We start from the raw sequence: 19,862 nt of genomic DNA, 5'->3' as shown, positions 1-19,862 counted from the left end.
GCCCCGCCACAGCGCCCCGCACGCGCCCCGCGGCCCGCCCGACGCGCTGTCGCGCGGAAACGCTGAGATCATGAGCCGTAGAGCGCTGCCTATCGCCCTGACACACCGTGGTGGTGAGCGTCGTGGCCACACTTGACGAGAGCAGTCCGCACCCGGGCGTGCCGCCCGTGGACCCCGTGGGAGACCCGTTCCTGCGGACCCGGTTCGCCCTCCCCCTCCGCCCGGCCACGTTCGTGCGCCGGGAGCGCCTGGTCGCACACCTGGACCGGGCGCTCGACACACCGCTGACGATGATCAACGGATCGGCCGGCGCCGGCAAGACGCTGCTGGCCGCCGGCTGGGCCGGCGACCTGGGGCGCCCCGTCGCCTGGCTCACCTGCGACGCCGCCGACCGCGCCCCCGGTGTCTTCTGGGCCTATGTGCTCCGGGCGCTGCGCGCCGGCGGGGTCGACCTGGTCGAGAAGGTCGGCAGCCCGGCGGACCCGAGCCGGGTGGACCGCGCGCTGCCGGCCCGGCTCGCCGACGCGCTGAGCGGCCGTGACCGCCCCGCGCTCCTGGTCCTCGACGAGTTCGACCTCGTGACCACCCCGGAGATCGCCGAACAGCTGGAGTTCGTCCTCCGCCACGCGGGTGCCGGCCTGCGCCTGGTCGTCGTCACCCGCACCGAGCCGCTGCTGCCCCTGCACCGCTACCGCGCCCTCGGCACCATCACGGAGATCCGGAACGCGGAGCTGGCCTTCACCCCCGAGGAGGCGGCCACGCTGCTGGACCTGCACGGCCTGCGGCTGAGCAGGGACGGTGCGGGCGCCCTGGTGGACCGCACCCAGGGATGGGCCGCCGGTCTGCGCCTGTGCGCCCTGGCCGCGCAGCAGAGCACCGACCCGGACACGTACCTGAAGGAGTTCGAGGCCGGGCACAGCGCCGTCGCCGACTTCCTGCTGGCCGAGGTGCTCCGGCAGCAGTCGGCGGAGACGCAGGACCTGCTGCTGCGGGTCAGCGTGCTGGACAGGTTCTGCCCCGACCTGGCCAACGCGCTGACCGGCCGGCGGCACGCGGAGTCCCGCCTGGCCGAACTGCACCGGGCCAACGCGTTCGTCCACCACCTCGGTCACTCCTGGTACCGCCTCCACCCGCTGTTCGCGGAGATCCTCCGGGCGCATCTGCGTGTCCGCTTCCCCGGTCTGGAGACCGAGCTGCACCGCCGGGCCGCGGCCTGGCTCAGGCGCTACGGACCGCTGTCCGAGACGCTCGCGCACGGTGCCGCGGCGGGGGAGTGGGAGTTCACCGCCCGCGCCCTCGTCGACGACCTGGCCGTCGGGCAGCTGTTCACCGGCCTGCGCTGCGACGGCCTGGGCGAGCTCTTCTCGCGCATGGCACCCGACACCCCCGGCCCCGAGGCGGACCTCGTCCGCGCGGCACGTGCGCTGTCCGGCCGGGACCTCGACCGCGGTCTGGCCCACCTGCGGCGCGTCGAGCGGGAACTGGGCCCGGAGGCGTCCGCGGCGGCCCGGCTGAACCGCGCCCTGCTGGAAACCCTCGCGGCCCGGCTGACCGGCGCCCCCGGCCGCGCCGAGCGGGCGGCGGAGCAGGCGGAACGGGTACGGCGCGACATCCCGGCCGAGGTGCTGGACAAGCATCCCGAGCTGACCGCCCTGCTGCGGACCCATCTGGGCTCCGCCCGCCTGTGGGCCGGGCGCTTCGAGGAGGCGCGGGACGCCCTGTGGGCGGCCTGTGCGAGTCCCGGCGGGCCGTCGACCGCCCTGCCCCGCGAGGAGTCACTGGGCCACCTCGCGCTCATCGACTACCTGACCGGCTGGCCCGGCCGCGCCGAGCGCAAGGCCCGTGCGGCGATCGAGGACGCGGAGCGCTTCGGGGTGCCGGCGCGGTCCGGCTCCGGTGTCGCGCAGCTCGTGCTGGCCGCCGTGGCCGTCGACCGCGACGAGCTCGACACCGCGCAGACCCTCCTCGACCAGGCGACGGCCGCCGAGCGCGGCACGCCGGACCCGGTGGCCGCGGCCGGGCGGATCATCGCCGGCGGCCGGCTGCTGCTGGCCCGCGGCGACCCGGCGGCCGCCCTGGACCTCGCGCAGTCGGCGGTCACCGCCGCCGTGGCCTCACCGTGGGCCGAGGACCAGGCGGCCCTCGTCGCCTCGGCCGCCCACCTGGCCGAAGGCCGTACGGAGGCGGCCGCCAAGGTGCTGCGGCAGGCGGCGGACCACCAGTTCGCCTGCGCGGTGGCGGCCGCCCGGGCGCAGCTGGCGGCCGGGAACCGCGAGAAGGCGCTGGAACTCCTGGATGCCGTCCCGGCCGGGGAGAGCTGCGGCCCGGCGGTCACGGTCCGGGCCGTGCTGGTGCGGGCGCAGGCCGCCGACCAGGCGGGGGAGACCGCCACCGCCCGCGCCCTCGTCCGCCGGGCCCTGGCGATCGCGCGGCGCGAGCGGCTGCGGCGCCCCTTCACCGAGGCCGGGCCGTGGATCCGCGGTGTGCTGGGCGCGGACCCCGCGCGGGACCCGGCCGGCGACTGGTTCACTCCGCGCCCCGGCCCCGGCGCCGCCGCACCGGTGCACGAGGCGCCGCCTCCGCCGCCGGTCGTGGTCGAGCCGCTGAGCGCCCGGGAGCTCGACGTCCTGCAGCGCCTCGCGCAGCTGATGTCCACCGAGGAGATCGCCGCGGACCTGTTCGTGTCGGTCAACACGGTCAAGACCCACCTGAAGACGGCGTACCGCAAGCTCGCGGTGAACCGCCGCAACGACGCGGTGCGCCGGGCCCGGGAACTCCACCTCATGTGAACCCCGCCGATGCGCCGGGCCCGGCGAAAGGCCACCCGCGCGGCCCCGTACGCACCCGCCGCGGCGACGCCCGGGGCGGCCCGACGGTCGGTGCCCGCTCCGGTGGCGGTCGGCACCGGCGTGCCTGTGACCCCCTCCGCCGAGCCCCCCGACGTACCGGAAGAGGTCCCGATGCCCAGAACCCGCACCCCCGAGGCACGGACCCGCCTCGCCGAGCGCCGGGCGCACACCGACTACACCGGCGGCGTCTACGGATCACTGCTCGCCGCCTCCGTCGTGGCGGGCGCCGGCGCGCTCGGGGCGTTCCCGCGCGCGGAACTGGCCGTCCTGGTTCTGCTGACCGGTGTCGTCTTCTGGATCGCGCACGTGCACGCCCACCTGTTCGGCGCACGGATGGCACAGCTCACGCTCGACCGGAGGGTGGTCCTGCACGTCTGCCGTGACGAGTGGCCGATCGTCAAGGCCGCCGTTCCCCCGGCCGTCGCCGTGGCCGTCAGCCCGCTGCTGGGCCTGGACCTGGAGGGCACGGTGTGGCTGGCGCTCGCCGTGGCCGTGGCGGGGCAGGTGGGCTGGTCGGCGGCCGCGGCCCGCCGGGCGGGGGCCTCCTGGGGCCTGATGGCGGTCGCCGCGTCGGTCAACCTGGTGATCGGACTCATGATCATCGTACTCAAACTGGCACTGACGCACTGACGCACTGACGCACTGACGCACTGACGCACTGGCGCACTGACGCACTGACGCACTGACGCACTGGCGCAGGGACGCAGGGACGGGACGCACTGACGCAGGGACGCAGGGACGCATTGACGCGCTGGGGCGCTGACGCACCGACGCACCGGTGCGTCGACGCCGGAGAGCGCGCGGCCCCGCAAGGACTCAGTCCCCCTCGCGCCCCTCCCCGCGCCGGCACCGCTCCGCCCACGGCGGCACCGTCCCGCCCACGGCGCCACCGTCCCGCCCACGGCGGTGACGTCCCGCCACGGCGGCACCGCCCCGCCACGGCGGTGACGCCCCGGCACGGGCCGTGCCGCCCCCGTGCCTCACCTCCGCCGGGTGAGGCCCGGGGACGGCGCCCGGGCGGAGGATCGCGGGAGAAGGGCGCAGAACGCCCCCAAGGCCACCCGCGGGAGAGCAGCTCATGCGCTACGAGATCCGCGTCGACGGGCACATCTCCGAGACGCTGGCACAGGCTTTCCCGGAGCTGGACCACGTGGTGATGTCCGGCGAGACGGTCCTGTTCGGCCCGGTGGTGGACGAGGCCCATCTGTACGGACTGCTCGCCCGCTGCCAGTCCCTGGGACTCCGGGTGCTGGAGATGCGCCGCCTGCCGGAGTGACCCGGAGTGAGCCGAAGATGCCCCGGGCGCGACCCCCACGCCTACCCGGGCGGCTCCCGCTCTTGCAGCCGCAGACCCCTCTCCACGGCGGCCGCCAGCACCCGGGCGGCGACCCCCACGAGCAGCAGGCCGCCCGTCATCTGCAGCATCGTCACCACCCGCGCCGGCTCGGTGCGGGCGGCGACGTCCCCGTACCCCACCGTGGTGAAGGTGCTGAGCGCGAAGTACAGGGCGTCGGTCCTGGTCAGGGGCTCGGTGAAGGATCCCGGAGACTCCAGTTCCAACAGGTAGTAGGCGCTCGCGAAGAGCAGCAGGAACATCGGCACCGTCGCGGCGAGGGCCTCTACCGCCCGCAGCCGGGGATGGGCCGAGCGGGCGATGACCCTGATCTCCCAGGCGAGCACGAGGACGACCGCCAGCATCCCGAACGCGACGATCACCGCGGCCGCCGGCTGCCGGGTCCGGTCCATGGGCAGCAGGTAGTAGGCGGTCACCAACCCGGCGGTGGTGAGCACCGCCCGGAGCAGGGACACGACAGCCGCCCGCCGGCCGGGACGCGGGGGACCGTCGTGGCGGCGCGCACCCGGTGCGGGCACGTCCGGGGCTCCGGTGCCTGGAGAATCGCTCATCTCGTGCTGTGTCGTTCCCGGTCCCGTGGGCCGGCGCGCGGATCCCGGCCCCACCTCACCCCTGCGGCGGCGCGGACAATCACCCGTCACGGGTGACCCGCACGCAGCGGCCGGGCGGCACGGTGGCTGGTGGTGAGGTCCCCCACACCGTCCCGTCGGCCGGAACCCGGCAGCGAGCCGGGACCAGCGCGCGAGGAGGAGTCATGGGCGAGTCGCGTGGTTCCCCGTCGGCCGGGCCGCAGTACCCGCCCGGCGGGACGGCCCCCGCAGCGGGGAGCGACCCCGAGAGCCTGCTGGCCGCGCTCGGCCAGTCCTGGATGTGGCTTCTCGGCTCGGCCCTGGCCACGCTGGTGCCGGGCATCATCGTGCTCGTCTGGCCGGACGAGACGCTGCACGTGCTCGCGGTCGTCATCGGGCTGTACCTGCTGGTGACCGGCGTGTTCCGGTTCGTCTCCGCCTTCGCCCGCGAGGGACACGGCGAGCGGCTGCCCGCGCTGCTGACGGCGGTGCTGTTCGTCGTGGCCGGGGTGCTGTGCCTGAGGAACCCGCTGCAGACCATCGCCGCGCTGTCGCTGATCGTCGGGATGGTGTGGCTGGTGACCGGCATGCTGACCGCTTACACGGCCATCGCGGCCAGGGACCTGCCGCACCGCGGCTTCCTCTTCCTGGCCGCGGCCCTCGCCGTCGTCGCGGGCATCGTGGTCCTGGTCCTGCCCGCCCAGTCGGCCGTCGCGCTGACCCGGCTGCTCGGCCTGTGGCTGGTGCTGCTCGGTGTCGTGGAACTCGGCGTGGCGTTCGCCTGGCGGGCAGCGCTCCGGCGCGCGAGCGGCCGGCCCCGGTCCCGCTCCTCCGCTCCTGCGGCCTGACGCGCCCCGCCGCCCGCGGCACCGGGACACGGACCGCCGCGGGGCTCCCGCCCGCAGATCACCGCGTGGACCGTCCCCGCACCGCCGTGGGCACGGGAACCACGAGCAGCGGCCCGGCCCAGTGCCGTCGGCACCGACCGGCCGAGCGCCGTGAGCAGCCGGCCGTCGGGCCCCGGCCGCCCGAGCGCCGCAGGCAGCGGCCCCGCCGGCCCCACCGGCCGCCCGGATGCCGTGTCCACCGGCCCCACCGGCCGCCCGGATGCCGTGTCCACCGGCCCCACCACCCGGAATTGCGTAGCGGAGGAGACACCATGGCCGCGACCCCAGCGTCCGTACCGGAGGACTCCGGCGGCCCGGAGTCCGGACGTCCCCTGACCGCGGCGGAACGCGAGGAGTACCGGCGGCTGCGCCGGGCCGCGACCGTGCGCCACCGGCGGGCACGCCGCGCCGGTGCCTCGGTGCTGCTGGTCCTCACGCTGCTGCTGGCCCCCCTGGCGCTGGTCGCGGCCTGGGTGCACCAGGAGGTCTTCGACACCGACCGGTACGTGGAGACCGTCGCCCCGCTCGCCTCCGACGAGGACGTCCAGAACGCGGTGATCAACCGGCTGACGACCCGGGTCGTGGACCAGGTCGACGTCCAGGCCATCACCGCGTCGCTCAGCAAGGCGCTGGCGGACGCCGGGGCCCCGCCCCGCGTCGTGGACGCCTCCACGGCGCTCACCGCTCCGCTGCGCAGCGCGGTCACCGACGTGGTGCACCGCATCGTCAGCAAGGTCGTCACCAGCGACGTCTTCGAGCAGGCCTGGGTGCAGGGCAACCGGCGCGCGCACGCGGCGGTGGTCGGCATGCTCACCGGCAACCAGAGCGGCGCCCTGCGCGCCCAGGGCGACACGGTGCAGCTGGACATCGGGGTCGTCGTCGACCAGGTCAAGCAGCGGCTCGTCGACGCCGGCTTCAAGCGGGCCTCCGACATCCCGAGCCCGGACCGGAGCATCACCCTGTTCCAGACCGACCAGCTCACCCGGGCCCAGGACGCGATGCGGCTGCTGAACATCGTCGGCACCTGGCTGCCGGTGCTGACCGTCGTCCTGGCCGCCCTCACGGTGTGGACCGCGCCGGCCCACCGGTTCATGCTGCTGGCCGTGGCGACGGGCGTCGGCGTGATGATGATCCTGGTGCTCGTCGCCCTGGCTGTCGTACGGCAGGTGTACCTGAACAGCGTCCCCCCGCAGACCCTGCCCGCCGACGCCGCCGCGACGATCTTCGACACCTTCGTCCGCTTCCTGCGGGAGAGCGCGCGCACCCTCCTCGTCACCGCCGTGATCACGGCACTGGCCGCCTACCTCTACGGTCCCGGGCGCGCCGCCCGCGCGGTGCGCTCGCTCACGCGGCGCGTCACCGCCGCCACCGGCCGCGCCCTGGGACGTGCCGGGGTGCACACCGGGCTGGTGGGCCGCTGGCTGGACACCCACCGGTCCTGGACGACCGCGATCGTCATCGCCGCGGGCGTACTGGCCCTGATCCTCTGGAACCACCCCACGGCCGCGGTCGTCGCGCTCGTCGTCGGCATCGTCCTCGTGGTGATGTTCCTGCTGGCCGTCCTCGCCGACGCGCGGGGCGGCGACCCGGCCGCAAGACCCGGCACACCGGGCGGGGCGCCGTCGTGACCCGCGCACCACGGCCACCGGTCGCACCCGCCCGCCGTTCCACGCTCACCCGTCCCGGGTGAGGCCACCGGCCGCTTGCCGTGCGCACGCTGAGTAGGCGCGGACGCGCAGCCGGGCCGGGCCCGCCACGAAGGAGAGAGATGGATACGCAGACGTTCCTCGCATACGACTATCCGCTGCTGAGCGCCTTCTGGACCATGCTGTGGTTCTTCCTGTGGATCATGTGGTTCGTCCTGCTCTTCCGGGTCATCGGCGACATCCTCCGCGACGACACGCTGGGCGGCTGGGGCAAGGCCGGCTGGCTGGTCTTCGTCATCGTGCTGCCGTTCGTCGGAGTCCTCGTCTACGTCATCGCCCGGGGCAAGGACATGGGGCGCCGGGAGGTCGCCCAGGCCCGCGCGCAGCAGGAGGCGGCCGACTCCTACATCCGCAGGACGGCGGCGGCCGGCAGGAGCGACAGCAGCGTCGACGAACTCGCCAGGCTGTCCGACATGCGAGCCCGGGGCGACATCACCGACGAGGAGTTCGTCCGGGCCAAGGAGCTTCTCCTGAGCGGTGGAGTGCCGGCCGGCCGGGCCACCTCCTCCATCACCACCGACCCCGGTCGCTGAACACGCCGGACGACAAGGAAACGAGGCACGAGATGACCACGACACACTCCTCGCAGACGCGCACCGCCAAGCAGGAATGGGCCGGTGGGCTGATGATGTTCGGAGCCGTCATGCTGATGATCGGCGGCGTGCTCGACATCTTCCGGGGCATCATGGGCATCGCCCAGGACGCCGTGTTCGTCACCACACCCAACTACGTGTTCCAGCTGAACCTCACCGGCTGGGGCTGGTTCCACCTCATCCTCGGAGCGGTCGCCGTGGTGGTCAGCGTGGGGCTGTTCCAGGGACAGATGTGGGCGCGGGTGGCCGGCGTGGCCATCGCCGCGTTCCTCATCATCGTCAACTTCCTCTCCCTGCCGTACTACCCGGTGTGGTCCATCGTGGCGATCGCGATGTTCGGGTTCGTCATCTGGGCGCTGTGCGTGGCGGGCACGGAGGAATCCGCCACGGCCCGCATGCGGTAGGACGCGGCGCGCGGGGCGGAACGGATCGCCAGTGACGGCGCGCGGGGCGGAAGGGATCGCCGCCACTACGGGCACGATCCGCTCCGCCCCGCGTGGCCGGTGGCGGAAGATCCTCATTCACCGGTGGACCATGGAGCCATGGAACATGGCACGCCGGAGAAGGCGCAGAGCCGGGCGAAGGCCGGGCTGGACGACGCGTTCGCGGGCGGCGCCGAGGCGCCTGCCCGTGGACGGCTCCCCGGACGCCCCGGCCCTGGCGTGGCCGACCCGGGCGGCGCCCCGCAGCCGCACCCCGCACTGGCCGGCGGGCCGGTCTACCTCGACTACAACGCGACCACCCCCGTCGACCCGCGGGTCGCCGAGGCGATGCTGCCGCATCTGACCGACTTCTTCGGCAACCCCTCCAGCGGCCACCTCTACGCCCGCACCCCCCGCCGGGCGCTGGCCGAGGCCCGTGCCCAGGTGGCCGGCCTGATCGGGGCCGAACCCGGCGAGATCGTGTTCACCGCCTCCGGATCCGAGGCGGACCTCCTCGCGCTGCGCGGCGTGGCCCTGGCCTCCGGCCGCCCACATCCCCACGTGATCACGCAGGCCACGGAGCACCCGGCCGTGCTGGAGACCGCCCGTGCGCTGGAGCGGCTGCACGGCGTCCGGGTGACCGTCCTGCCCGTCGACCGGGACGGCCTCGTCGAGCCGGCCGCCCTGGCCGCGGCCCTCACCGAGGGCACGGTGCTGGTGTCGGTGATGGCGGCGAACAACGAGACCGGCGCGCTCCAGCCGGTCGCCGAACTCGCCGCCCTCGCTCACGGGCACGGGGCGCTGTTCCACTGCGACGCCGCCCAGGCGGCGGGGAAGGTCCCCCTCGACGTCAGGGCCCTGGACGTCGATCTGCTCACGGTCGTGGGCCACAAGATGTACGCGCCGAAGGGCGCCGCCGCCCTGTACGTGCGGGACGGCGTGGACCTGGAGCCGGTCGTCCACGGGGGCGGCCAGGAGCGCGGCCTGCGCGCCGGCACCGAGAACGTCGCGCTGGCCGTCGCCCTCGGCGCCGCCGCGGACATCGCGGCCGGGGAACTGGCCGACGGCGCCCCGGCCCGTGTCGCGGCGCTGCGCGACGACCTCCACCGACGGCTCACCGACGGACTGCCCGGCCGGGTGCGTCTGAACGGTCCGGTGGAGCGGCGCCTGCCGAACACTCTCAACGTCAGCGTCGACGGCGCCCTGGGCCATGAACTCCTCCCGGCGGCCGACCGGATCGCGGCGTCGACCGGATCCGCCTGCCACAGCGGCACCCACACCCCCTCGCCCGTGCTGAGCGCCATGGGCCTGGACCCGGCCCGTGCGCTCGGCGCGCTGCGGCTGTCGCTCGGCCGCTGGACCACGCCCCAGGACGTCCGGACCGCGGCCACCGCGCTCATCCGGGCGGCTGCCGCGCGGTGACCGGGCCGCCCGGCCCGCGGCAGCGCGATCGGCGGTGAGCGGGAAGGCGGGGACGTCCGCGTTCCGGGCGGGCCCGGTGGGCGGTGTCCCGGCGCGCGGGCTTCCGCGGATGTGCGGCAGAGGAGGCGCTGCTCGGCGGCAGCCACCGCGAGTTCACCACCGGTTACGTCCCCTGCGTCCGCTGGACCCGGCTGTGTCCGGTTCTCGCCGCTCCGCGGTAAATGCCTGGACTGGGCACCTCCCCTGACGGGAAACTGCCCACTTCCGAACCTCCGGGAGTGTGATGGGGACAACAGAGACGCCGGCGCCGAGGCCGGGCAGGAGCGCGGTCGTCCTGGCGCTGCGCCGCTACGGCCGGGAACTGATGCGGCTACGGCTGCTGGCCCTGCCCGCGCTGCTGCTGCCGGCCGTGGGCAACATCGGCATCCGCTACATCGCCCCCCTGCTGATCGCCAAACTGGCAGCACAGGCCGCCGACGACAGCGGTCTCACCCTCACCTCGGCGCTGCCGTACGTGCTGTACTTCGGCGCGACCCTGCTCCTCGCCGAGGGCGTGTGGCGGATCGGGCAGCACTGCCTGAACCGCGTGGACGCCCTCGGCATGGAGCACCTGTACGTGAGCGGCATGGACGAACTCCTCGCGAAGGACGCGGCGTTTTTCCACGACAACTTCGCCGGCTCCCTGACCAAAAGGGTGCTCAGCTTCGGCAAGCGCTTCGAGGACTTCGTCGACACGGTGACGTACCGGATCGTGGGCAGCCTCGTCCCCCTGGTGTTCGGGGCCGTGGTGCTGTGGAGCTACGAACCGATGCTCGTCGCCGGCCTCCTGGTGATGATCACGGTGACGGCGGTCGCCGCGACGCCTCTGATCCGTCGTCGGCAAAGGCTCGTCAACGACCGTGAGGCGGCGGTCGCCCGGGTCTCCGGCCACGTCGCCGACAGCCTCACGAACATGGAGACCATCCGGGCGTTCGCGGCCGAGCGGCGGGAGGCCGACGAGCACCGCGGACGTGTCGCGGACTCCCGGCGCCTGACGCTGAGATCCTGGGACTACGGCAATCTGCGCGTCGACACCCTGGTCGCCCCCATGTACGTGCTGACCAACGTGCTGGGGCTGTTGGTCGCCATCACCTTCGGTGGCCCGGGCCAGGGAGTCGAGGAGATCGTCGTCGCTTTCACCTACTTCTCCAACGCCACCCAGATCATGTTCGAGTTCAACCAGATCTACCGGCGTCTGGAGAGCTCGATGACCGAGGCCGCGCAGTTCACGGAGCTGCTGCTGGATCCGCCCACCGTGCTCGACCCGACGGACCCCGAACCGCTCGCACCGCGGGACACCGGCATCCGCTTCGAGGCGGTCACCTTCGCCCACACCGGTGCGAAGCCGATCTTCCAGGGACTCGACCTGGACGTGCCGGCGGGCGCACGGTTCGGACTGGTCGGCAGGTCCGGCGGCGGGAAGACCACGCTCACCCGGCTCCTGCTGCGGATGTCGGACCTCGACGACGGACGCATCCTGATCGGCGGTCAGGACATCAGCCGGCTGCGCCAGACCGACCTGCGCTCACTGATCGCCTACGTTCCGCAGGAACCCGCCATGTTCCACCGCAGCCTGCGGGACAACATCGCCTTCGCCCGGCCCGGCGCCACCGACGAGCAGATCCGCGCGGCGGCCGCGGCCGCGCACGTCACGGAGTTCGCCGACCAGCTCCCCGACGGCCTGGGCACCCTGGTGGGGGAGCGGGGAGTGAAACTCTCGGGCGGCCAGCGGCAGCGCGTCGCCCTCGCCCGGGCCATCCTGCGCGACGCCCCGATCCTGCTGCTCGACGAGGCGACCAGCGCGCTGGACTCGGAGAGCGAACTCCTCGTCCAGGACGCCCTGTGGCGGTTGATGGACGGACGTACGGCCCTCGTGGTCGCCCACCGTCTGAGCACCGTCGCCGGCATGGACCGCCTCGTCGTCCTCGACCGCGGAAGCGTCGTCGAGCAGGGCACCCACGAGGAACTGCTCGCGGCGGACGGTGCCTACGCCAGGCTGTGGCAGCACCAGTCGGGCGGCTTCCTCGGCGAGAGCACCGAGCCGGCCCTCGGGCGCCCGGTCCCGGGGCCCGGTCTCCGGGGACTGCCCGGACCCCCCGACCCGGCGCCGGACGGAGCCCGCAGGACGCCGTCGCACGCTCCTACGATCACCGGATCCCCATGACGGGTAGGTTTCCGGACATTCCCGGCCGCCGGGAGGTCTGCTGCTCCGGCGGCGCCCACTGCTTCGCCCCGGCCCGCTTCGGCACACACGCCGACGCGGAGATCCTCACCAGCACCGCCCGCGCTTTACACAGCGCACCGCGACCGTGACACTTGGCGCTTGTGCCGGCGCGGCTTGGAGGGGGCACCGACGTGGACGACATCCCGCCGGGATGGGCGAGGCCGACACCGCTCGGGTACGGAAGCGCCTCCGAGGCGGCGCACTTCGTCGCCGCGCCGCTGCTTGCCGGGGCGTGCATCGCCACGGTCAGCGTCCTCGGTGCCGACGCCGACAAGTTCCGCTGGCCCGCTCCCGCGATGCTGCTGCTCACCCTGTCCTTCGTCGCACTCATCGGCGCCGTGCAGTACGGCTTCCACGCCCGCCAGCACTTCTACTCCCCGGGCGACGTCGACACCTGGCATCCGCCGGGTGGCCCCCGCCCGGCCGAGGAGCTCCTGCGCCGGGAGCAGCAGCGTGACTTCCAGGAGTGGCGACGCCTGAGCCGCCGGGGCAGCACGGCCTACAACGCGGGCATCGTGCTGCTGGGAGCGGCCACCACGCTGGTGCTGGCACCACCCGAGGGAGCCTCGCTCGCTCACGCCGTGTGCCGCTGGACGGCCGCCGTCGTCACGGCGGTGGGCAGTCTGGCGGAACTGGAGTACATCCTGCGCGGCCGGCGGATGCGCAGGGTCCTTGCCCGCGCGGTCCGGGACGCGAGGACGGAAGGAGATCCGGGTGTCTGAGTCCTCGCCCGGTGCGTTCGGGGCGCCGCTGGACGCGGAAGGCACGCGCTGCTGCGTGTGCGACGGCCCGTTGCTCTTCCGGGGCCGCCCCTTCAAGCCGCACTGGCGCTCCTGGTTCACGAGCAGCGCTCGGCTGATGGACGAGGCGTCGTACGACCATGCGGTCGGCTGCGAGGCCTCCCTGCTCCCGGCCGCCTCACTGATCGGGATGGACAGGCGGCAGGCCCTGGCGGAGGCAGCTCGCCGCCGGGGCTCGGCGGACGGTGATCCACCGCCGGCGCCGCCGCGCTGAGTCCCGGGACGGCGCCGGCTCCCTGAGCCGTGGACGCCGGTCGGCTCCGCCACCCCAGGACGGCGCCGTGCGCGGTGAACCGCGCACGGCGCACACGCGGGCCGGTCAGGACGTGCCCCTGAGGCTGTTCCTCAGCTCGTCGACGAGACGCTGAGCCGTGTCCGCCTGCTCACGGCACGGCTCTCCCAGCGACCGGAAGTCGGACAGCGCCTTGTCCGCGTACAGCAGGGCGTCCTCCAGCCGGCCGCCGCGGTGCACGAGGAAGTTGGCGAAGTCCATCCGGCTCTGCCCGGCTCCGAGGGTGTCGCCCGCGAGGTCGTGGGCCAGCACCGCCTGGCGGTAGTGCCGTGCGGCCTTCTCGTTCGCGTCGACGATCCGGTAGACCGCGCCGAGCTGGTGGTGGAGTGTCGCCCTGAGTTCGGCGCTTCGCGCGTCGTCCCCGGGGAACTGTGCCAGCGCTTCGGTGTAGAAACTCTCGGCCAGCAGGATTTCGGGGTAGGCCTCCTCCGGGATCGGGACAGTGATCCGGCCGGGGCGGCTCGTGTCGACGGCCCCCGCCTGTACGAGCCGCTGAAGGTGCTCCTCGGTGAGGCGGTTGACGCGGTCGAGGTGGAGGGCACCGAGACCGTCCAGGGCGCGCGCCCTGGTGAGGTGATCGGTCTTCCGCGCGAGCCGGTGACTCTCGTGGAAGCAGGCCTCCGCCCTGCGCTCGAAGTCCGCTCCGCTCCGGTGCCTGAACCAGTGGCCGAGACGGATGAGCGCCGACGCCTCCAGCGTCCGGTCGCCGATCCGGTGCGCGAGGTCGACCGCCCGCTGCAGGGCGCGCTCGGTCGGTTCGCCGTCGAGCAGACGCAGCGCCTCCTGGCGGAGTTCGTGCTCTGCGGCGGCGTCCGGTGAGGCGGACACCGTCTCCGCCGCCTCCCGCGGTTCCGGTCGCTCCGCGTTGTCCGGCCGCGCGCCGACGGGGCCGGCCGGTGCCCGGCCCAGCTCCGTCAGGTACTGGGCGAGCACGGCATGCAGGGACCTGTCCCGGAACACCAGGTCCGGGCGGGCCGCGCCGGTGGCCGGGTCGACCAGCACGGGGGACAAGTCCTCGACCAGGGGACGCCACAGCTGCCGCCGGCCCCCTTCCAGGTAGAGCATGCGCAGCGCCTGCATGGGCCCCATCACCTCGTCGGCCAGTGCGTGGTCCAGGGCGTACCGTCGCGCGTGCAGCAGATTGTCCTCGTCCAGTGCGATGACAGGGAGCACGTCGCGCCCGCCCTCGTTGTACGTCCAGAACAGTGCGTGTCCGTGCCGGTCGTAGTGCTCGGCGAGGGCTTTGCGTATCGTCGCCGGCACGTTGTCCGCCCATCCCTCGGACAGCGGACGCAGGGCGGAGGGCAGCAGGGGATGGATCGCATGGAAGTCGGCGCCGAGGGGTGTCAGCCAGCCCAGGGCCGCGGCGGCCGAGAGAAGACCGGCGGCGTCGTCGTAGTCCAGGGCCGGCACGTGCCGGCCGGCCTCGGTCTGCTCCAGGCGCCGGGTCACAGCGGCCAGGTGCACGGCGGCGACGCTGGTGCGGAAGAAGAGCAGCAGAGCGAGGGCTCGCTGCTGCCGCTCGTCGAAGACCCCGCGCAGGCTCGCGGTGATCGCGGCGGGAGCCGGCGCTCCCCGGCCGGGTTCGAGTGGGCGGCCGGTGCCGGTGTGCAGCGCCTCCAGCCAGGCATGCACGCCGCCGGCCGGTTCGGCGTCCCGCAGACGACGGCACAGGGCGCGCAGCACCGCGGGGTTGCCCTGGCTGAAGCGGGCCACCGGCTCCGGCAGGGGAGGCGCGCCCGGCCCGAGGGTCCGTGCCGCGAACTCGGCGCGTTCCGCGATGCTCAGCGGACCCAGGGCGATCCGCTCGATGTTCCCCGGCAGCCAGGGCGCCCCGTCCGTGGCGGTGAGCAGGAGCCGTATCGGTGCCTCGGCCAGTCCGGCGAGGAGTTCCGCCAGGCGGGCCCGCTCCGCCTCGGTCCAGGCGGCAGCCGCTTGGACGTCGTCCCAGATCCACAGCGCGGATGCCGGTGACACGCCCTCGGGCGCCGTGGGAGCGAGCCCGTTCAGCCGCAGCCGTGACTCCTCCAGGCCGGCGCAGTCCGTGCTGCGCAGGGAGGTGAACACCACCGGGCCCAGCACTCCCGCGGTCCGGCGGTACCACCGGGCGAAGTCCGCCGCCGTGGCGGTCCTGCCGCTGCCGACCGGGCCCTGGAGCAGGACCGCCCGGACGCTGTCGAAGGCCCGGTCCAGCGCGATGGTCGTGTCATCGCGTCCCACGAAACCGACGTCGGGCGGGGCGGGCAGGGGCGTGTCCAGGTCGTGGGCGAACGGATCGGACGGTGGTGCGGATCGTGAGCGGCCGGCCTCGCGGCGCGTGACGTCGAACAGACGGACCGAGCGGCGCCGATACACCACCGGTACCAGCCACTCGTCGATCCGCGGTCCCGGACCGGCCGACACGGCCAGGTCCTGCCGCGCCAAGGTGACCGCCTCGGCCAACTCGGCACCCTCGAGAAGGCGTTCGTACAGCCCGGACACGAAGGCCACGGCGGCTGAGACGTACACGTCGTAGCGCATGGCCACGACTGCGCCCAGGCCCGACCGCAGGGCGTTGCGGGCGAGGGACCCGAAACTGCGCAGCTGTTGCGGAGCGGAGCCGGGGCCGGCCGCCGTCCCGGTGGCCGGCTGTCCGTACGGAAAGGTACGGTCCGAACCGCAGGCGTTCAGGATGAGTGCGTCGACCCCGGTCGCGGTGAGCAGCTCGCCGAGCCGGCCACCGGTGACGTGGCGTGCGTTCCCCTCGGAGCCGGGATCCTCGAACACGGCGACGCCCTGCGGCACCGCGCCGTGCGGGGCCTCGATGGAGCCGTGCCCGTCGAAGTGGACGATGTGGAACGGCTCGCCGCGGTCCTTGGCGGCGCGCAGGGTGCGCTCCAACTGCTCGTACGTCGGCGGGCGCAGGACCTGTGTCCGGACGTCCGGGTGGCGCTCGGCCGAGCGGATCAGCCGGCCGGCGATCGACCGGAAGGGCACGTCGCGGTCACCGCGGGGCCTGCAGATCGCCAGCAGGATCCGGATCGGCCCCGGCCGGACCGGCGTCCGCTCTTCGGCCGTCACGTCCCCGGCCGACAGCACGTGGGTGAACGAGCGCGCCGCCAGGGAGAGAGCGGGCCCCCTCGGCTCCCGGAGCAGTTCGAACGGCACGGACACCAGGTCGTCGAGACCGACTTCCACCTCGACACACAGGTCTCCCACCTGTCCCCGGGCTCGCCGCCACAGGGTTCGCGCCTCGTCGGAGTATTCGAACAAAGCGCGGAAGAGCAGCTCCCCGAGTTCGGTGAGCCGCGCGGAGCAGCGATCCGCGATGACCGGTGCCGGATCGGACGGGAATTCACGGTAATCCTCGAGATACCAGCGGATTTCCTCGTGATCCTGTCGGCTGATCTCCAGGTCCGGCACCGGGACCGCAGTACTGGACCGTCTCGTTCCGTCGTGGAGAACGATCTCCACCAGCGGATCGGAGACCGTGGTTGCGGGCCGCAGTCCAATATTCAACGATGTTCGCGCCGGCTCCGGCAATCGCTTCGCCCCCCATATTCTCGTATCACGCTACGATGCCCGAAATCCTAGCGGCGGGAGGGCGGCGGACGATGGTCGATGAGCGGGATCCGTCGGATCGCCCTGCTCGTCCGGACGAGAGTCACGGCAGGTCACCTGTCGAACTGTTCCTGGAAGGCATGTCTTTCGCTCAGCGGGAGGACGGTGAACGGGCTGACAATCTTGACAGGTCCATATCCTGTTTCCGTGCCGCTCTCGACATGTTTTCGTCATTCGAGTATCCGTACGAAGGTGCGATGATCGAATACGAACTCGGAATGAGCCACCAGGAACGTACGGCATACGGCGGGGCGCACCACCTCGAAGCTGCCGCCGAGTGCTACCGAAAGGTGGCAGGCCTGCTGGAGGGCTCCGTGTCGGCCGATGAGCGGAAGTTGTTCGGCGCGGCCATGGGAAACCTCGCCGCCATCCACCTCACCCGCTCCGGTCGCCGCCCCGAGGAAGTCGAACGCGCGATCGCAGCCTGCAAGAGAGCGCTTTCCGTGCAGGACCCCGAAGTCGCACCCCGCGAATGGGGTGTCACTCAGCACAACCTCGGCGAGGCGTACCGCATGCGCGCCCGGGGTTCACCGCGCCGGAACCTCGAACATGCCGTCGCCGCCTATGAAGCCGCCCTCCGGGTGCGCCCGGCGACGACGGAGCCGGTACTCCACGAGCGGACGTCCGCCGGCCTCGCCCACGCGCGCCGGGCACTCGCCGGCGTCGCCCGGCCGTCCCCTGCCGACGAGGCCGGAACCGCCGGCGAGGACGCACGGAACCTGTCCCGCCGCGCACGGGCCATGCGTCACATCGCGACCGCGGAACGGCATCTGGGGCCGGCCCTCACGGCGGAGGGCGATGCCTCCGGCCACGTCCGCGCGGCGATCGACGCCTACGTGTCGGCGCTGGCCCTGCTCGACGAGCGACGCGACCGCCGGACGTGGGGAGCGGCGCAGCACAACCTCGCCTGTCTCCACCTGACGCGTCGCTCAGGCCCTGACGACCTGGAACGCGCGGTCACGGGCTATCAGGCGGCCCTGCGGGTCCGCACCCGGGAACGGGAGCCGGAACTGTGGGCCTCGACCCAGTACAGCCTGGCGTCGGCCTATCTGGACCGCAAGGAAGGCGACCGCGCCCGGAACATCGACACGGCCGTCCGCGCCGCCGAGGCCGCACTGCCCGTCCTCATCCAGCCGACCCACGCAGAACACCGGGCCAAGGCCATGCACAACCTCGGACTGGCACTCCTCGCCCGCTTCCAGCACGCGCGGCTGGAACACGGACGCGACGGCGACCCCGACGACCTGGTGCGCGGCATCCGGTGCCTGGAGGAGGGGATGAGCAGGGCAAGCGGCAGACACGGTGTCACGCAGGCCCACGCCATGCTCGCCCTGGGCCACCACGCGCTCGCGGACCGGACTCTCGACCGCCGGCAGAGCCGGGAGTACCTGGCCCGGTCCCTCAGCCACTTCCGGCAGGCCCGCGGTACCGCCTCCGCCGAGGACTCCACCCTGCGGCACCTCGTCGACCGGGTGCTCGCCCGCGCCTACGGCACGGCGAGCCGGCGGGGCGAACGGGCGAGCACGGAGGAGGCCATCGCGTTCGCCGGGACCGCGCTGGACTCCCTCGACCCGGTCGCCGACCGCGAGGGACGGGTCCTGTTCCACCACCTGCTCGGCGACCTGTATCTGCGCCGGCAGGACGGTACGGCGCAGGCGAACGCGAGCAGCGCGGCCGACGCCTACCGCAGTTGCCTGGCCGCCATGGACTCCACCACGTCCGCGACCGACCGCGCGGACGTCCTGCGCGGTCTCGGCGACGCCTGCCGCGCCCTCGGCGGTGACTCCGTGCCCCTCGCGGCCGAGGCCTACCGCGCCGCGCTCGGCGCCTACCTCACGGCCCCGGGGCCACGGGGGGACATCGCGATCGCCGGGACCCTGACGGCGTTCCACGCGACGCAGCACCGGCGGTGAGAACGCCGTCGCGCGGCGGCGGTCACCGATGAGCCGGACATCGCTGACCGCCTTGGCCCTCCCGCTGCTCCTGACCGGACTCCTCCCGATCCGGGAGACGCGAGGATCGCCGGCATGGCCCTGCGACCCGTCATGGTGAACATCAAGGCTCTCGATCACTCGGCGGTCGGCCGGTTCTGGGCGGAGGCGCTCGGCTGGACTGCCTACAGCCCCGGCGTCACCACCTACGTCGGCCCCGCCGGCGGTTTCGTCTGGCCGGACCCGGTCGCCCTCGGCGTCGACGTCGTTCCCGTCCCGGAGCCCAAGACGACAGCCAAGAACCGTGTGCACCTCGACCTCGCCACCACCTCCGCGGCCCACCAGGCGGAGGTGGCCGCGCGCCTCCGGGCTCTCGGCGCGACGCCCGTACACGTGGGGCAGGGCAAGGTGCCGTGGACGGTCCTCGCCGACCCGGAGGGCAACGAGTTCTGTGTGCTGGAGCCTCGGGAGAACCACCGGTGCACCGGGCCGATCGCCCGGGTGGTCGTCGACTGCGCGGAGCCGCGGGCCATGGCCCGGTTCTGGGGCGAGGCGACGGACTGGATCCCGCACGAAGTGACCGACGACCGTGCGGTGTTCCGCTCCGCCAAGAATCTCGGCCCCTGTCTGGAGTTCGTCCGCACCCCCGGGGTGAAGACCGCGCCGGACCGCGTCCACCTCGACCTGCTGCCGTACCCGGGCGACGACAAAGCGGCGGAGGTGGCCCGGCTACGGGCCCTCGGTGCCACCGACCTCGACGTCGGCCAGGGCGACGTCCCCTGGACGTGCCTGGCCGACCCGGAAGGCCACGAGTTCTGCGTCCTCGCCCCGTCCTGACGCGGGGCCCCGAGTGATCCGCTCGGATCCGGCACCTGGTCGCACAGCGCGGCGAGTGAGAGGTCGAACGGGCCGATGCCGACGCCGAGCGGATCGTACGGTTCGGTCGGTGGCCGGTTCACGACGTGGCGGTCCTCCCGGCGGGTGCGGCCGGCCGGCGGATCATCAGGACGGCCCGCTTGCCGGTCAGGTCGAGTTCGGCCGCTCGGTGGAAGCCGGCGTTGCGGAACGCCCGGAGGGACGGGGTGTTGCGCACGTCCGGCTCGCCGACCAGGCGGGGGGCGTACCGCAGCAGGTGGTCGGCGAGTGCGGTGAGCAGGATGCTGCCGAGCCCCCT

16 protein-coding genes are annotated in these 19,862 nt (G+C 73.6%); 13 read left to right on the top strand and 3 right to left on the bottom strand.

Features of this window, described 5'->3' with window-relative positions:
* The first annotated feature begins 122 nt into the window (after positions 1–122).
* The 3 genes from ABZ920_RS19485 to ABZ920_RS19475 all read left to right on the top strand — a co-directional run bounded on the left by ABZ920_RS19485 (position 123) and on the right by ABZ920_RS19475 (position 4,125).
* Entirely contained in the window at positions 123–2,789 is a 2,667-nt protein-coding gene (locus ABZ920_RS19485) for a LuxR C-terminal-related transcriptional regulator (RefSeq protein ID WP_361506109.1), read from the top strand.
* Between the two features lie 171 nt (positions 2,790–2,960).
* A complete protein-coding gene (locus ABZ920_RS19480; RefSeq protein ID WP_361506107.1) occupies positions 2,961–3,479 on the top strand; it encodes a hypothetical protein in 519 nt (172 codons plus the stop codon).
* Between the two features lie 448 nt (positions 3,480–3,927).
* On the top strand, positions 3,928–4,125 hold the full coding sequence (locus ABZ920_RS19475; RefSeq protein WP_361506104.1) for a hypothetical protein: 198 nt from the start codon (positions 3,928–3,930) through the stop codon (positions 4,123–4,125).
* A 41-nt stretch (positions 4,126–4,166) separates the two neighbouring features.
* Here ABZ920_RS19475 and ABZ920_RS19470 read toward each other — a convergent pair whose 3' ends face one another.
* Positions 4,167–4,754 carry a potassium channel family protein gene (locus ABZ920_RS19470; RefSeq protein WP_361506102.1) on the bottom strand — a complete coding sequence of 196 codons (588 nt, stop codon included), beginning with the start codon at positions 4,752–4,754 and terminating at the stop codon, positions 4,167–4,169.
* A 203-nt stretch (positions 4,755–4,957) separates the two neighbouring features.
* Between ABZ920_RS19470 and ABZ920_RS19465 the strand changes: the two genes are divergently transcribed.
* The 8 genes from ABZ920_RS19465 to ABZ920_RS19430 all read left to right on the top strand — a co-directional run bounded on the left by ABZ920_RS19465 (position 4,958) and on the right by ABZ920_RS19430 (position 13,079).
* Positions 4,958–5,620 (top strand): DUF308 domain-containing protein, encoded by a 663-nt coding sequence (locus ABZ920_RS19465; RefSeq protein WP_361506099.1) that lies wholly within the window; start codon positions 4,958–4,960, stop codon positions 5,618–5,620.
* 311 nt (positions 5,621–5,931) lie between these two features.
* Positions 5,932–7,287, top strand: coding sequence for a hypothetical protein (locus ABZ920_RS19460; protein ID WP_361506096.1), 1,356 nt, complete (start codon positions 5,932–5,934; stop codon positions 7,285–7,287).
* Between the two features lie 140 nt (positions 7,288–7,427).
* A complete protein-coding gene (locus ABZ920_RS19455; protein ID WP_361506093.1) occupies positions 7,428–7,898 on the top strand; it encodes an SHOCT domain-containing protein in 471 nt (156 codons plus the stop codon).
* Positions 7,899–7,930: 32 nt separating this feature from the next.
* A complete protein-coding gene (locus tag ABZ920_RS19450) occupies positions 7,931–8,362 on the top strand; it encodes a hypothetical protein (RefSeq protein WP_361506091.1) in 432 nt (143 codons plus the stop codon).
* 138 nt (positions 8,363–8,500) lie between these two features.
* The gene (locus ABZ920_RS19445) at positions 8,501–9,802 is read left to right on the top strand and encodes a cysteine desulfurase family protein (RefSeq protein ID WP_361506088.1); all 1,302 of its coding nucleotides are present in this window, start codon (positions 8,501–8,503) and stop codon (positions 9,800–9,802) included.
* Between the two features lie 283 nt (positions 9,803–10,085).
* Entirely contained in the window at positions 10,086–12,005 is a 1,920-nt protein-coding gene (locus ABZ920_RS19440; protein ID WP_361506085.1) for an ABC transporter ATP-binding protein, read from the top strand.
* Positions 12,006–12,196: 191 nt separating this feature from the next.
* A complete protein-coding gene (locus ABZ920_RS19435) occupies positions 12,197–12,787 on the top strand; it encodes a hypothetical protein (protein WP_361506082.1) in 591 nt (196 codons plus the stop codon).
* Positions 12,780–13,079, top strand: coding sequence for a hypothetical protein (locus tag ABZ920_RS19430; protein ID WP_361506080.1), 300 nt, complete (start codon positions 12,780–12,782; stop codon positions 13,077–13,079). Before ABZ920_RS19435 ends, ABZ920_RS19430 begins: the two co-directional genes overlap by 8 nt.
* Positions 13,080–13,184: 105 nt before the next feature.
* Here the strand turns inward: ABZ920_RS19430 and ABZ920_RS19425 are convergent, their stop codons facing one another.
* Positions 13,185–16,610 (bottom strand): CHAT domain-containing protein, encoded by a 3,426-nt coding sequence (locus ABZ920_RS19425; RefSeq protein ID WP_361506077.1) that lies wholly within the window; start codon positions 16,608–16,610, stop codon positions 13,185–13,187.
* Between the two features lie 344 nt (positions 16,611–16,954).
* Here ABZ920_RS19425 and ABZ920_RS19420 point away from each other — a divergent pair, with 344 nt between their 5' ends.
* Together ABZ920_RS19420 and ABZ920_RS19415 are read left to right on the top strand one after the other, a co-directional pair.
* Entirely contained in the window at positions 16,955–18,670 is a 1,716-nt protein-coding gene (locus tag ABZ920_RS19420) for a hypothetical protein (protein ID WP_361506074.1), read from the top strand.
* Positions 18,671–18,784: 114 nt separating this feature from the next.
* On the top strand, positions 18,785–19,525 hold the full coding sequence (locus tag ABZ920_RS19415) for a VOC family protein (RefSeq protein ID WP_361506071.1): 741 nt from the start codon (positions 18,785–18,787) through the stop codon (positions 19,523–19,525).
* Positions 19,526–19,643: 118 nt separating this feature from the next.
* Here the strand turns inward: ABZ920_RS19415 and ABZ920_RS19410 are convergent.
* On the bottom strand, positions 19,644–19,862 hold a 219-nt coding region (locus ABZ920_RS19410), incomplete at its 5' end, for a GNAT family N-acetyltransferase (protein WP_361506068.1).

It is taken from the genome of Streptomyces sp. NPDC046831 (assembly GCF_040645305.1).
Taxonomy (GTDB): domain Bacteria; phylum Actinomycetota; class Actinomycetes; order Streptomycetales; family Streptomycetaceae; genus Streptomyces.
The sequence above is the reverse complement of the archived record's forward strand: the minus strand, read 5'-3'. Positions and strand labels throughout refer to the sequence as shown.